The organism is Streptomyces sp. NTH33 (assembly GCF_003236365.1).
In the GTDB taxonomy this organism is placed as follows: domain Bacteria; phylum Actinomycetota; class Actinomycetes; order Streptomycetales; family Streptomycetaceae; genus Streptomyces.
Window position 1 is genome coordinate 1 of the sequence record NZ_POTZ01000146.1, and the last position, 14,425, is coordinate 14,425.

Consider the following 14,425-nt stretch of genomic DNA (forward strand, 5'->3'; position numbering starts at 1 on the left):
GCTCTCGGCCTCGTGCTGCGCGAGCAGCGGGGCCGGGTCGAGGTGCACGGCCTTCGCCAGGGACCGGATGTGCCCACGGGCGTAGACGTCACCGCCGCAGGGGGTGAAGTCACCGGCCTCGATGGCGTGCACGATGGCCGTGCGGACCCGGGTGGCGCTGCTGACGTCTTCGACGGTCATTCCGGCGGCGATCCGCGCCTGCTGCAGGGCGCGGCCGACGGAGGGGCGGACTTCCTCGGATACGTCTTCGAACGGACGCTCGTCTTCAGGGGAGTTGCCGATGGACACGGGGGCGCCTTTCGAGCGTGTAGCCGCCTGTGCTGGAGATTCAGTCTAGGCTGGTGCAGAGGGTGGAGCGACCCGGCGGTAGGACTTTGTACGCCATCGGAATGGCCGGACAGTCCGATGGTGGGACAGGTGCCGCGCCCAGGGTCGGCCTCGCACCGGTCCTCCTGCCCAACTTGACGTACGTCCAGGGGAAACGGTTGCCCGCCGCTCGCTAACGGGTGGATCACGGTCCACGTACCCACCCGCGGCGAGCGCATCCACCGGACGATCTCCTTCTGCTACCCCTCGGACTCTCCGCGAATCACGGCCAGCACGCCGTCCAGGTCGTCGGGCTTCACCAGGACGTCACGCGCCTTGGACCCCTCACTGGGGCCGACGATGCCCCGGGACTCCATCAGGTCCATCAGCCGCCCGGCCTTGGCGAAGCCGACGCGCAACTTGCGCTGCAGCATGGAGGTGGAGCCGAACTGCGTGGAGACGACCAGCTCGGCCGCCTGGCACAGCAGGTCGAGGTCGTCGCCGATGTCCTCGTCGATCTCCTTCTTCTGCTTGGTGCCGACGACGACGTCGTCCCGGAAGACCGGCGCCATCTGGTCCTTGCAGTGCCGGACGACCGCCTGGACCTCCTCCTCGGTGACGAACGCGCCCTGCATACGGGTCGGCTTGCTCGCGCCCATCGGCAGGAACAGTCCGTCGCCCTTGCCGATCAGCTTCTCGGCGCCCGGCTGGTCGAGGATGACGCGCGAGTCGGCCAGCGAGGAGGTGGCGAAGGCGAGCCGGGAGGGGACGTTCGCCTTGATCAGACCGGTGACGACGTCGACGGAGGGCCGCTGGGTGGCGAGCACCAGGTGGATGCCGGCCGCGCGCGCGAGCTGGGTGATGCGCACGATCGCGTCCTCGACGTCGCGCGGAGCGACCATCATCAGGTCGGCGAGCTCGTCGACGATCACCAGCAGGTACGGGTACGGCTGCAGCTCGCGCTCACTGCCCTCCTGCGCCTTCACCTTGCCGTTGCGGACGGCCTCGTTGAAGTCGTCGATGTGCCGGAAGCCGTACGCCGCCAGGTCGTCGTATCTGAGGTCCATCTCGCGCACGACCCACTGCAGCGCTTCGGCGGCCCGCTTGGGGTTGGTGATGATCGGCGTGATCAGGTGCGGGATGCCCTCGTACGCGGTCAGTTCGACGCGCTTGGGGTCGACGAGGACCAGGCGGACGTCCTCCGGGGTCGCCCGCATCATGATCGAGGTGATCAGGCAGTTGATGCAGGACGACTTGCCGGAGCCGGTGGCGCCGGCGACCAGGATGTGCGGCATCTTCGCGATGTTGGCCATCACGTAGCCGCCCTCGACGTCCTTGCCGAGCGCGACCAGCATCGGATGGTCGTCCTCGGCCGCCTCCGCCAGGCGCAGTACGTCACCGAGGTTGACCATCTCCCGGTCGGTGTTGGGGATCTCGATGCCGACCGCGGACTTGCCGGGGATGGGGCTGATGATCCGCACGTCCGGGCTGGCGACGGCGTAGGCGATGTTCTTCGTCAGCGCGGTGATCCGTTCGACCTTGACGGCGGGCCCGAGTTCGACCTCGTAGCGTGTGACCGTCGGCCCGCGCGTGAACCCGGTGACGCGGGCGTCGACCTTGAACTCGGTGAAGACGTTGGTGAGCGCGTCGACGATGGCGTCGTTGGCCGCGCTGCGCGCCTTGCCGGGGCCGCCCCGCTCCAGCAGGTCGAGGGAGGGCAGGGAGTAGGTGATGTCACCGGACAGCTGGAGCTGTTCGGCGCGCGGCGGCAGTTCCCTCGTCCGGGGCGGCGGGGTCTTCGTGAGGTCGGGGACCCCGGCCGGCTCCTCCTGCGCGGGGCGCCGGGCGGGCGCGGTCTGCTGGGTCCGCGCGGCCGGCACGGGGGCCGGGGTCGTCGTCTCCCCGCGGTCGGCGACGGTGACGCCCTGGGTGAGGTCGGCGACGACCGGCGAGGGCGGCATGCCGTGCAGGACGGCTCCGTCGAGCGCGGCGGCGGCAGCGGCGGCCACGTCCACGGCGTCCATCTGCCGCTCCATGTCCGGCTGCGGCACGGCCGAGCGCCGGGGACGGCCGCGGCGCTTGGAGAGGACCTCCTGCTCGGCGCCGTCGGGGTCGTACTCCCGGGGGGCGCCCCGGCGCTTGCGGGAGCGCGCGGGCAACGCCTCGCGCCACTGCTCGTCGTAGCGGACGTCGTCCTCGGTGTACTCGGCGCCCTCCGGGTCGGGCAGGAGGCCGAGTCTCACTCCGAGCAGCCGCAGCCGCTGCGGGATCGCGTTGACCGGGGTGGCGGTGACGACCAGCAGGCCGAACACGGTGAGCAGCACCAGCAGCGGTACGGCGAGGACTTCACCCATGGCATACGTCAGCGGGGTCGCCGCACCCCAGCCGATGAGCCCGCCGGCGTCCCTTATGGCCTGCATGCCGTCACTGCGGGCGGGCGAGCCGCAGGCGATGTGGACCTGCCCGAGCACGCCGATCACCAGCGCGGACAGGCCGATGACGATACGTCCGTTGGCCTCGGGCTTCTCCGGATGCCGGAGGAGGCGTACGGCGATCGTCGCGAGCAGGATCGGCACGAGCAGGTCCAGGCGGCCGAAGGCCCCGGTCACCAGGATCTCGACCAGGTCGCCGACGGGCCCGCTCAGATCGGCCCAGGTGCCGGCGGCGACGATCAGGGTGACGGCGAGCAGCAGCAGGGCGACGCCGTCCTTGCGGTGGGCGGGGTCGAGGTTCTTGGCGCCCTGCCCTATGCCGCGGAACACGGCGCCGACGGCGTGCGCGAGCCCGAGCCAGAGGGCGCGCGCGATCCGGTACACACCCCCGGTCGGATTGGGCGCCGGTCTGGGCGCGGGCCTTCCCGCCGCGGCCTTCCTGGCCGGCGCCTTCTTGGCGGCGGCCTTCTTCGCAGCGGCCTTCTTCGCCGGAGCCGCCCCGGGAGCGGCCGACTTCTTCGCGGGCTGCTTCTTGGCTGCGGAGGGACGTGAGGCCATGGGTGCGAGGTTACCGGTGGAGACGACGGCGGACACGTGTGCCCAGGGCTTCACCCGTTCGTGTCGCCCACGGAGAGGCTCCGAACTGACGCGCCCTCAAGAGACCGTACGGCAGTCGCCCTTCACCGGGCTCGCACGCCTGGCGCCCGTGCCCGGCCCCGGTCGGCAGCTCCGGCTCACCCCTGGGAGGAAACCGACGAGGCGCTCCCCGTCCCCGGCTCCAGTGCGTCCAGGGCCCGGCGCAGCCCCGTCAGTTTGCGTTCCAGGTGGGCTGCCGTGGCCACCGCTGCCGCGTCCGCGGACTCGTCGTCGAGTTGCTTGGAGAGGGCCTCCGCCTGTTCCTCGACGGCGGCGAGGCGGGCGGAGAGTTCGGCGAGCAGGCCGGCCGACTCCTTGCCGTCGCCGACCGCTCCCTTGCCGCCGCCCTCCAACTGGAGCCGCAGCAGGGCCGCCTGCTCCTTCAACTGGCAGTTCTTCATGTACAGGTCCACGAAGACCGAGACCTTCGCGCGCAGCACCCACGGGTCGAACGGCTTGGAGATGTAGTCCACCGCGCCGGCCGCATAGCCACGGAAGGTGTGGTGCGGGCCGTGGTTGATCGCGGTGAGGAAGATGATCGGGATGTCCCGGGTCCTCTCCCGCCGCTTGATGTGCGCGGCCGTCTCGAAGCCGTCCATGCCCGGCATCTGGACGTCCAGCAGAATGACCGCGAAATCGTCCGTGAGCAGTGCTTTGAGCGCTTCCTCCCCGGACGATGCCCGCACCAGCGTCTGATCGAGCGCAGAGAGGATGGCCTCCAGCGCCAACAGATTCTCCGGCCGGTCATCGACCAGGAGGATCTTGGCCTTCTGCACCATGGCCCGCCCTCCTCGCCCCGGCTTGGGGCCGCCCCTGTCCGCAGGAATCGGGGAGGCACCGGCGGGTGCCGCCCCGGGGGACGACTCCCTTGTGCCGTCCGCCCTTGTGCCGGTCATCGTAGCCGCACCCCGCCCGTCGCCACACCCTGTCACCGTGATGTCACTGTGCACATAGCAGAAACGCGGGGGGAGACCAGAAGGTTCCCCGAATCCCGCACTTCTACACGGCTTCGGGCACCCCGAGTCAACAACTCCGCGCGCACCCGGAAGGTTCCCGCCACCGGTCCGTCGTCACTCCCGGCTCATCCACTGCGCCATCACGGTGAGCAGGTGATCGGGGTCGACGGGCTTGGTCACGTAGTCGGAGGCGCCCGACTCGATCGCCTTCTCCCGGTCTCCCTTCATCGCCTTCGCGGTCAGCGCGATGATCGGCAGCCCGGCGAACTGCGGCATCCGCCGGATCGCCGTGGTCGTCGCATAACCGTCCATCTCGGGCATCATGATGTCCATCAGTACGACCGCCACGTCGTCGTGCTGCTCCAGGACCTCGATGCCCTCGCGGCCGTTCTCGGCGTACAGCACGGACAGTCCGTGCTGTTCCAGCACACTGGTCAGGGCGAACACGTTGCGGATGTCGTCGTCGACGATGAGCACCTTCTCGCCGCCGAACCGGATGCCCCGGCTCCCCCCCGCGACCGTGTCCGCCTCCGCGGCGGCCCCCGCCGTCCACTGCTCCTGCGACACCTGCCCCGGCTGGTCCTGCGGCCCCTGCTGCGCCGACCGCCGGCCGGCGGCGGGCAGGGCCTTGCGGCGGCGCCGGAAGAGCGCGGCGGGGCCGCTCTGCGTCTCCTGGTACGACTTCACCTCCGCCGGCGTCTCGGCCTGCGCGGCGGCCTGCCCGGACGGGCCCTGCTCAGGCGCGGCGACCAGTTCGTCGGCGTCCAGCACGGAGCTGGGCTGCTGGTAGCCCTGCGGCGGCAGGTCGCCCGGGTGCAGCGGCAGGTACAGCGTGAACGTCGAGCCGCGGCCCGGCTCGCTCTGCGCGTGGATCTCGCCGCCGAGCAGCTGCGCGATCTCGCGCGAGATGGACAGCCCCAGGCCCGTGCCTCCGTACTTGCGGCTGGTGGTGCCGTCGGCCTGCTTGAACGCCTCGAAGATCACCCGCATCTTGCTGGCCGCGATGCCGATGCCGGTGTCGGTGACGGAGAAGGCGATCATCGCCGCGTCCGGGTCGGTCAGCGAGCCGGCCTCCAGCAGCTGCTCCCGGATGGTCTGCGGAACGTCGTCCCGCGCGGGACGGATGACCAGCTCCACCGACCCGGAGTCGGTGAACTTCACCGCGTTGGACAGCAGGTTGCGCAGCACCTGCAGCAGCCGCTGCTCGTCGGTGTGCAGGGTGGCGGGCAGCTCCGGCGACACCCGCACCGACAGGTCCAGGCCCTTCTCCGCAGTCAGCGGGCGGAAGGTGGCCTCCACGTAGTCGATCAGCTGGACGAGCGCGATGCGCGTCGGGGAGACGTCCATCTTGCCCGCCTCGACCTTCGACAGGTCCAGGATGTCGTTGATCAGCTGGAGCAGGTCGGAGCCCGCGCCGTGGATGGTCTCGGCGAACTCGACCTGCTTCGGGGAGAGGTTGCCCTCGGCGTTGTCGGCGAGCAACTTGGCGAGAATCAGCAAGGAGTTGAGCGGCGTGCGCAACTCGTGCGACATGTTGGCCAGGAACTCGCTGCGGTAGCGCATGGAGACCGCGAGCTGCTCGGCGCGCTCCTCCAGGACCTGCCGGGCCTCCTCGATCTCGGAGTTCTTCGCCTCGATGTCGCGGTTCTGCTGGGCCAGCAGCTCGGCCTTCTCCTCCAGTTCGGCGTTGGACGCCTGCAGGGCCTTCTGCCGCTGCTCCAACTCCTCCGACCTCAGGCGCAGCTGCTCGGTCAGCTCCTGGGACTGCTTCAGCAGCTGCTCGGTCTTGGTGTTGACGGAGATGGTGTTGACGCTGGTGGCGATCATCTCCGCGATCTGGTTCAGGAAGTCCTTCTGGATGTGCGTGAACGGCGTGAAGGAGGCCAGCTCGATGACGCCGAGCACCGTGTCCTCGAACAGCACCGGCAACACGATCACCTGCGCGGGCGGCGCCTCGCCGAGCCCGGAGGAGATCTTCAGGTAGCCGCTGGGCGCGTCCTCCACCAGGATGGTGCGCTTCTCCTGCGCGGCCGTCCCGATCAGCGCCTCACCCGGCCGGAACGACGTCGGCATGGAGCCCATCGAGTAGCCGTAGGAGCCCAGCATCCGCAGCTCGTAGGAGTCCTCGCCCTCCTCCTCACCGACGAGGTCCGTGCCGTCGACCAGCGGCATCGCGACGAAGAACGCGCCGTGCTGCGCGGAGACCACCGGCGTCAGCTCGCTCATGATCAGCGAGGCCACGTCCTGGAGGTCCCGCCGGCCCTGCATCAGCGCGGAGATCCGGGCCAGGTTGCCCTTGAGCCAGTCCTGCTCCTTGTTGGCGATCGTGGTGTCGCGCAGGTTGGCGATCATCTTGTTGACCGTGTCCTGCAGCTCCTGGATCTCGCCGGACGCGTCGACGTCGACCTTCAGGTTCAAATCGCCGCGGGTCACGGCGGTCGCCACGCGCGCGATGGCGCGCACCTGCCGGGTCAGGTTCCCGGCCATCTCGTTCACGGACTCGGTCAGGTCCCGCCAGGTGCCGTCGACGTCACGCACGCGTGCCTGACCGCCGAGCTGGCCCTCGGTGCCCACCTCCCGGGCGACCCGGGTGACCTCCTCGGCGAAGCTCGACAGCTGGTCGACCATCGTGTTGATGGTCGTCTTGAGCTCGAGGATCTCCCCGCGCGCGTCGATGTCGATCTTCTTCGTCAGATCGCCCTTGGCGATGGCGGTGGTGACCATGGCGATGTTGCGCACCTGGCCGGTCAGGTTGGACGCCATCTGGTTCACCGACTCGGTGAGGTCCTTCCAGGTGCCGGCCACGCCCGGCACGTGCGCCTGACCGCCCAGGATGCCGTCCGTGCCCACCTCGCGGGCCACCTTGGTGACCTGGTCCGCGAACGAACTCAGTGTCTTCACCATGGTGTTGAAGGTCTCGGCGAGCTGCGCGACCTCACCGCGCGCCTCGATCGTCACCGTCCGGGTCAGGTCGCCGTTGGCGACGGCGGCGGCCACCTGGGAGATGTTCCGCACCTGCACGGTGAGGTTCTTCGCCATCAGGTTGACGTTGTCGCTGAGGTCCTTCCAGATGCCCACGACGCCCGGCACGTGCGCCTGGCCGCCCAGGATGCCCTCGGTGCCCACCTCGCGGGCCACGCGCGTGACCTGCTCCGCGAACGAGGAGAGCTGGTCGACCATCGTGTTGACGGTGGTGACGAGTTCGAGGATCTCGCCCTTGGCGTCGACGGTGATCTTCTTCGACAGGTCGCCCTTGGCGACGGCGGTCGTGACCTCGGCGATGTTGCGGACCTGGATGGTCAGGTTGTTCGCCATGAAGTTCACGGACTGGGTGAGGTCCTTCCAGGTGCCGGAGACGCCCTGGACCTCGGCCTGACCGCCGAGAATGCCCTCGGTGCCCACCTCACGGGCCACGCGCGTGACCTCCTGGGCGAACGAGGAGAGCTGGTCGACCATCGTGTTCAGGGTGTTCTTCAGCTCCAGGATCTCCCCGCGCGCGTCCACGGTGATCTTCTGGGAGAGGTCACCGCGGGCCACGGCGGTGGCGACCTGGGCGATGTTGCGCACCTGGGCGGTGAGGTTGCCCGCCATGCCGTTCACGGAGTCCGTGAGGTCCCGCCACACACCGGCGACACCGGGCACCTGGGCCTGGCCGCCCAGGCGGCCCTCCGTGCCCACCTCGCGGGCGACCCGGGTGACCTGGTCAGCGAAGGCGGAGAGCTGGTCGACCATCGTGTTGATGGTGTTCTTCAGCTCCAGGATCTCCCCGCGCGCGTCGACGTCGATCTTCTGGGAGAGGTCGCCGCGGGCCACCGCCGTCGTCACCTGGGCGATCTGCCGCACCTGGGAGGTGAGGTTGCCGGCCATGAAGTTGACGGAGTCGGTGAGCTCCTTCCACGTACCGGACACGCCCGGCACGTCCGCCTGACCGCCCAGGCGGCCCTCCGTGCCCACGTCCCGGGCCATCCGGGTGACCTGGTCGGCGAAGGCGGAGAGCTGGTCCACCATCGTGTTGACGGTGTTCTTCAGCTTGAGCATCTCGCCGGAGACGTCGACGGTGACCTTCTGCGACAGATCACCGTTGGCCACGGCCGTCGTCACCTGGGCGATGTTCCTGACCTGTCCGGTGAGGTTGCGGAACGCGGTGTTGACGGAGTCGGTGAGGTCCTTCCACGTCCCCGCCGCGCCCGGCACCTGCGCCTGACCGCCCAGCTCGCCCTCGACGCCGACCTCCCGCGCCACCCGCGTGACCTCGGCACCGAACGACGACAACTGGTCCACCATGCCGTTGACGGTGTTCTTCAGCTCCAGCATCTCGCCGGCCACGTCGACGGTGACCTTCTGCGACAGGTCGCCACTGGCCACGGCCGTCGTCACGGCGGCGATGTCCCTCACCTGTGTGGTGAGATTCCGGAACACCGTGTTGACGGAGTCGGTGAGGTCCTTCCAGGTGCCGGCCACGCCCGGCACGTTCGCCTGACCGCCCAACCGGCCCTCGGCGCCCACCTCGCTGGCCACACGCGTGACCTCGTCCGCGAAGATCCGCAGCGTCTCGGTCATCTGGTTGATCGTCTCGGCGAGCTGCGCGACCTCGCCGCGCGCGGGCACGGTCACCTTCTGCGACAGGTCGCCGTTGGCGACGGCGGTGGTGACCTGCGAGATCCCGCGCACCTGGGCCGTCAGGTTGCCGGCCATCAGGTTCACCGAGTCGGTGAGCTCCTTCCACGTGCCGTCGACCCCGGGCACGTGTGCCTGGCCGCCGAGGATGCCGTCCGTACCCACCTCACGGGCGACCCGCGTCACCTCGGAGGAGAAGGCCGAGAGCTGGTCGACCATCGTGTTGACGGTGTTCTTCAGCTCCAGCATCTCGCCGGCGACATGCACGGTGACCTTCCGTGACAGGTCGCCCTTGGCCACCGCCGTGGTGACCAGCGCGATGTCCCGCACCTGCGCGGTCAGCCGGGACGCCATCGTGTTGACGGAGTCGGTGAGATCCTTCCACGAACCGGACAGACCCCGCACCCGCGCCTGCCCGCCCAGCTTGCCCTCGGTGCCCACCTCGCTGGCCACGCGCGTGACCTCGTCGGTGAACGTCGACAGCTGGTCGACCAGGTTGTTGACCGTCCGCCCGACCTTCAGGAACTCGCCGCGCAGCGGCTGCCCCGCACCCTCCGACACCTGTGTGCGCAGCTCCATGCGCGGCGACAGATCGCCCTCGGCGACCGCGGAGAGCACCCGGCCGACCTCGGAGACGGGCCGTACGAGGTCGTCGACGAGCGCGTTGGAGTTGTCGATCGCGCTCGCCCAGGAGCCCTCGCAGGCGCCCGTCTCCAGCCGCTCGGTGAGCTTCCCCTCACGCCCCACCACGCGTCGCACGCGCGACAGCTCGCCCGTCAGATGCAGGTTGCGGTCGGCGACCTCGTTGAAGACCGCCGCGATCTCCGACATCACGCCGTCCCCGGACACCGTGAGCCGCTTGCGGAAATTGCCGTCGCGCATCGACGTCAGAGCGGTCAGCAGCCGGTTCAGGGCGGCCGTGTCCACCTCTGTCGTACCCTTGCGGGTTCTACGCTGCTCCTTCAGGGACTGTCCGCCTTTCGCGCGCGTCCTCGTGCTCCGCGTCGCTGCGCCAGACTCCACTGTGTCCCTCCCGCAGGGGTCGACCGTTGCTGCTGTGCCCCAGTACTACCGTTCGACGTACCAGTTACTGCTGCGTGTATCCGCCCGATGCAATCAGGCCACACCAAGGGTGGCTGCCCCGGGTGCGAAGAACACACTCAGCCTGCTCCGACCTTCACCAGAAGCCTGCCCAGTGTTTCACCATGACGCACCGGGCGCGTCGGCCCATGACCGTAACCCACGACGAACATCCCTCGTTGTGCAGCCGGGCAGGTTCCGTCCCGGCTGGTGCTGGGGGCGTCAGACTCGTTCGTTCGCTGAGCGAATGAGCTGCTTGAGCCAGGAATCCCCCTGTTTCAGCCGGGGGAGGGTTCAAAACAGTTCGGCAGCTTCGTCGAAGCTCATGGGCCGACCTGTGACGCGAGACGCGTCACCTCGGTGTTCAAGGACGTCCCTCATGGGGATACCCCTGAACACCGAGCCGACGGCCCCACTACCCTGTAGCGGGCGAGCAGGGTAATCGGGCATGGGAGGCAGGGGACGCCGACACATGGGGAGTTCTGTGATCACCGCGCGCGCGGCCGCCGGCTTCGAGCCCCAGGGGCGATCGGTCGCGACCGCCCGCTCCTTCGTCCGTGACACCCTTCAGGGCTGGGGCTTCGGCGACATCGTCGACGACGCCGTGGTCCTCACCAGCGAACTGGTCACCAACGCGGTCGTCCACGCCGGCACGGCCGCCGACGTGCTGTGCCTGCGCAGTGACGGCGGGGTACGGATCGAGGTCTCCGACCGCTATCCGGAGCGGGAGATCCCGGTCCAGAGCTCCGCGGTCAACATGGGCAGCCCCGACCGCGAAGGCGGCCGCGGCCTGCAGCTGTGCGCGGCCCTGGCCGGCCGCTGGGGCGTGGAGTACACGCCCACGCGCAAGAAGGTCTGGTTCCGACTGGACCTGCCCGAGCGCCCGGTCGGCACCCGCACCGCCGGCCCCTCCCTGCCCGCCGACCTCCTCCCGCTCGCCGACGGCCGGGTCCGCGTGGCCGTCGTCCAGATCGACCGCGGCGGCTCCATCGCCGCCTGGAACGAGGACGCCGAGGAACTCTTCGGCTACGCCGCCGAGCAGGTCACCGGCAAACCGCTCACCGACCTCGCGGCCTGGCCGCACACCCCCGGCACCAGCACGGGCATCGCCGAGGCGCTCCAACTCTCCCGCTGGGAAGGCAGCTACGGCATCCGCGGCGCCCACGGCCGCGTCATCCCCGTCTACGCCTCCCACCTCCGCGTGCGCGACACGGGCGGCGAGCCCTCCACGGTCTGCCTGCTCGTCCGGGACCACGAACGGGCCGTACTGCAGACGCCGTTGCGCCCGACGGCGACCACCGACGCGGGCGGCGCACCCGAGGGCCCGAGCACCGACCCCTTCGAGGTCTTCATCGGCTCCCCCGCCCCCGACGACCTCGACGGCCTGCTGCAGCGCACGGTCGAGCGCGCCCGCGACATGCTCGACGGCGACGCCGCCTTCCTCCTCCTCGCCACCGACGACGAGACGGAGTTGGAGGTCCGCGCCTCCACCGGCCTGCCCTCCGTCCGCCAGCGCTTCGCCCGCGTCCCCGTCGATGCGGGCCCCGGCCGCTACGGCTCGGCCCGTATGCCGGCCGTCCACGACGACCTCACCGTCCTCCCCGGCGCCGTACCCCTCCTCAGCAACACCGGCATGCGCTCGGTCGTCACGGTCCCGCTGAAGGTCGAGGGCCGCCTCACCGGCTCCCTCGGCGTCGCCGCGGAGGCACCCGGCAGATACTCCAACGAAGAGGCGCTACGCCTGCAGTTCGCCGCCGACCGCATCGCCCTGGCCGTCGAGTCGGCCCGCCTGGGCGAGCTGGAACGGCTGCGCCGCGGTTCCCTCAGCTTCCTCGTCGAGGCCTCCGACCTGCTGGCCGGCACCCTGGACCGGGACCAGACCCTCGCCCTGATGGCCCAGATGACGGTCCCCACCCTGGCCACCTGGTGCGCCGTCTACACGATCGCCGACCAGGCCTCCGAGCCCTACCTGTCCTACGTCCTGCACGAGGACGAGGAACTGATCGACGGCATCAAGTCCCTGCTGTCCAAGATCCCGCCGCCGGACCCGGTACCCACCCCCGGCGCCCGGGTGTGGAACGCGCCCGGCGTGGCCGCCCACCAGGCGGCCCTGCGCACCTCCATGCGCAGCCTCAGCCTGGGCGACTCGCACCACCGGATCGGTACGACCATCGGACCGACGCTGGCCACGGCCTCCGCGGTCGGCGGCGAGACGGTGGTCCTGCCGCTGGTCGCCCGCAACCGCGTCATCGGCATGCTCACGCTCGGCAAGCCCTCCGACGAGCACTTCCGCCAGGAGATCCTGGAACTGGCCGAGGACCTGAGCCGCCGCGCCGCCCTCGCCCTGGACAACGCCCGCCTCTACTCGGAGCGCACGGCCATCAGCCAGTCCCTGCAGCGCAGTCTCCTGCCGCCCGGACTCCCCCACGTCGAGGGTGTGGAGGTGGACGTCATCTACCGCGCGGCCGGCGAGGGCAACGAGGTCGGCGGCGACTTCTACGACCTCTTCCCGATCCGGGACGGCGCCTACGGCTTCGCCATCGGCGACGTCTGCGGCACGGGCCCGGAGGCGGCCGCGGTGACGGGCCTGGCCCGGCACGCGCTCAGGCTGCTGGCCCGCGAGGGCTTCGGCGGCCCCGCGGTACTGGAGCGCCTGAACTCCGCCATCCTCGACGAGGGCGCCCGCAGCCGCTTCCTCACGCTCCTGTACGGCGAGCTGTGGCCGCAGGAGGACGGCAGCGCCCAGCTCAAGGTCGTCTGCGCCGGCCACCCGCTGCCGCTGCGCCTGCGCCAGGACGGCACGGTGGAACCGGCCGCCGAGCCCCAGCCGCTCCTCGGCGTCATGGAGGACCTGGAGCTGTACGAGCAGACGGTCACGCTGGATCCCGGCGACGTCCTGCTGTGCGTCACGGACGGCGTCACCGAACGCCGCGAGGGCACACGCATGCTGGGCGACGACGGTCTCGCGGACGTCCTCACCACCTGCACGGGCCTGACGGCCGGCGCGGTGGCGGCCCGCATCATGCGCGCTGTGGAGCGCTTCGCCTCGGACGCCCCGTCCGACGACATGGCGATTCTCGCCATGCGTGTCCCGGGCCTGCACAAGTAGGACGGGCGGGCAAGGCATGCGAAAGGCCCTCACCCGGATGGGGCGAGGGCCTTCTTGCTGGAGCCCCCAAACGGAATCGAACCGTTGACCTTCTCCTTACCATGGAGACGCTCTGCCGACTGAGCTATAGGGGCCGGTCGCCTTTTCGGGGTTTCCCCCGCGGCAACGGAGTAGATCATACCCCGAACAGAGCCCTGCTCCCAACCATGATCGGGCCCCCCAGCGCGTTGCACGCCGAAACGATCCGCTGCATGTCCCGCCGCGTCAACGAAGCGTGCACCGGCAGCGCCAGCGTCTCCTCGGCGGCCCGCTCGGTCTCCGGCAGGGACACGCACCGGCGGAACCCGGGCAGCCGGTGCAGAGGCGTCTTCACGGGCACACGGCAGTCAATACCCTTGGCCCGTAGGGCTCGTGCGAAGGCGTCCCGGTCCGGCCGGCCGTTTCCGGGGACGCGCACCACGTACTGCTGATAGGTGTGCCCGTCGCCTCCGTCCGGCGTCCGTACGCCCCGCAGCTTCGCGTCCAGATAGGCGGCACGCTCCCTGCGCTGCGCCATCTCGTCGTACGGCGCCTCCGGCTCGCCCTGCTCCAGCACCAGCAGCCCGTGCCGCCGGCCGACTTCGTGCAGCCTTCCCATGGCGGCCGATCGGCCGAAGCGGTGTACGACAACGACCGCCGCCGTACGGGGGGTCACGGCGGCCTCGACGGCGAACGGATCGAGGCAGTACGTCACCGGATCTATGTCGGCGAACACCGGCAGCGCAGCTGCCTGGACCACGGCCTCGGCGACCTCCGCATTGCCGAACGCCGGCACGACGACCTCGTCACCGGCTCCGACACCGGCAGCCCTGAGCAGTGCAGCAGTACCCATGAGCCGGATGCTGGTTGGGCAATGTGAACGCCAAGTGACGGAAAACAAAAAAGGGTTGGACCCAGAACCGAAGTTCTGGGTCCAACCCTCTCAATATTTGTTCGGCGGTGTCCTACTCTCCCACAGGGTCCCCCCTGCAGTACCATCGGCGCGGTGAGGCTTAGCTTCCGGGTTCGGAATGTGACCGGGCGTTTCCCTCACGCTATGACCACCGAAACCCTAATGGTTTCGAGCGAACAAGCACACTCTTCAATTGTCTGTTCTGCTCAAAGCCGGCAACCGTTCGTTGCCTCAGAACCGACACAGTGGACGCGAGCACCTGGGGACAAGCCCTCGGCCTATTAGTACCGGTCACCTCCACACCTTGCGGTGCTTCCAGATCCGGCCTATCAACCCAGTCGTCTGCTGGGAGCCTTAC

General features: G+C 69.8%; 6 protein-coding genes, 1 tRNA gene and 2 rRNA genes. 1 reads left to right on the plus strand and 8 read right to left on the minus strand.

Annotated features, from left to right (window positions below; all coding sequences use genetic code 11):
* The 4 genes from C1I97_RS16245 to C1I97_RS16260 form a co-directional block, all read right to left on the minus strand.
* Positions 1-288: helix-turn-helix domain-containing protein (locus tag C1I97_RS16245; protein WP_146608226.1), on the minus strand; the 288-nt coding region annotated here is incomplete at its 3' end.
* A gap of 278 nt (positions 289-566) precedes the next feature.
* Entirely contained in the window at positions 567-3,296 is a 2,730-nt protein-coding gene (locus C1I97_RS16250; protein ID WP_181446747.1) for a DNA translocase FtsK, read from the minus strand.
* Between the two features lie 176 nt (positions 3,297-3,472).
* The gene (locus C1I97_RS16255; RefSeq protein WP_111003938.1) at positions 3,473-4,153 is read right to left on the minus strand and encodes a response regulator; all 681 of its coding nucleotides are present in this window, start codon (positions 4,151-4,153) and stop codon (positions 3,473-3,475) included.
* Between the two features lie 291 nt (positions 4,154-4,444).
* Positions 4,445-9,970 (minus strand): HAMP domain-containing protein, encoded by a 5,526-nt coding sequence (locus tag C1I97_RS16260; protein ID WP_111003939.1) that lies wholly within the window; start codon positions 9,968-9,970, stop codon positions 4,445-4,447.
* Between the two features lie 529 nt (positions 9,971-10,499).
* Between C1I97_RS16260 and C1I97_RS16265 the strand changes: the two genes are divergently transcribed.
* Positions 10,500-13,136 carry a SpoIIE family protein phosphatase gene (locus C1I97_RS16265; protein ID WP_258382595.1) on the plus strand — a complete coding sequence of 879 codons (2,637 nt, stop codon included), beginning with the start codon at positions 10,500-10,502 and terminating at the stop codon, positions 13,134-13,136.
* Between the two features lie 58 nt (positions 13,137-13,194).
* Here C1I97_RS16265 and C1I97_RS16270 read toward each other — a convergent pair.
* From C1I97_RS16270 to C1I97_RS16285, 4 genes are all read right to left on the minus strand, one after another.
* A tRNA-Thr gene (locus tag C1I97_RS16270) sits at positions 13,195-13,270 on the minus strand.
* A gap of 41 nt (positions 13,271-13,311) precedes the next feature.
* Positions 13,312-13,992: a DegT/DnrJ/EryC1/StrS family aminotransferase gene (locus tag C1I97_RS16275; RefSeq protein WP_181446748.1), complete on the minus strand. Its 681-nt coding sequence runs from the start codon at positions 13,990-13,992 to the stop codon at positions 13,312-13,314.
* A gap of 114 nt (positions 13,993-14,106) precedes the next feature.
* Positions 14,107-14,223 (minus strand): 5S ribosomal RNA (gene rrf / locus C1I97_RS16280).
* A gap of 105 nt (positions 14,224-14,328) precedes the next feature.
* A 23S ribosomal RNA gene (locus C1I97_RS16285) occupies positions 14,329-14,425 on the minus strand; the annotation flags it as partial.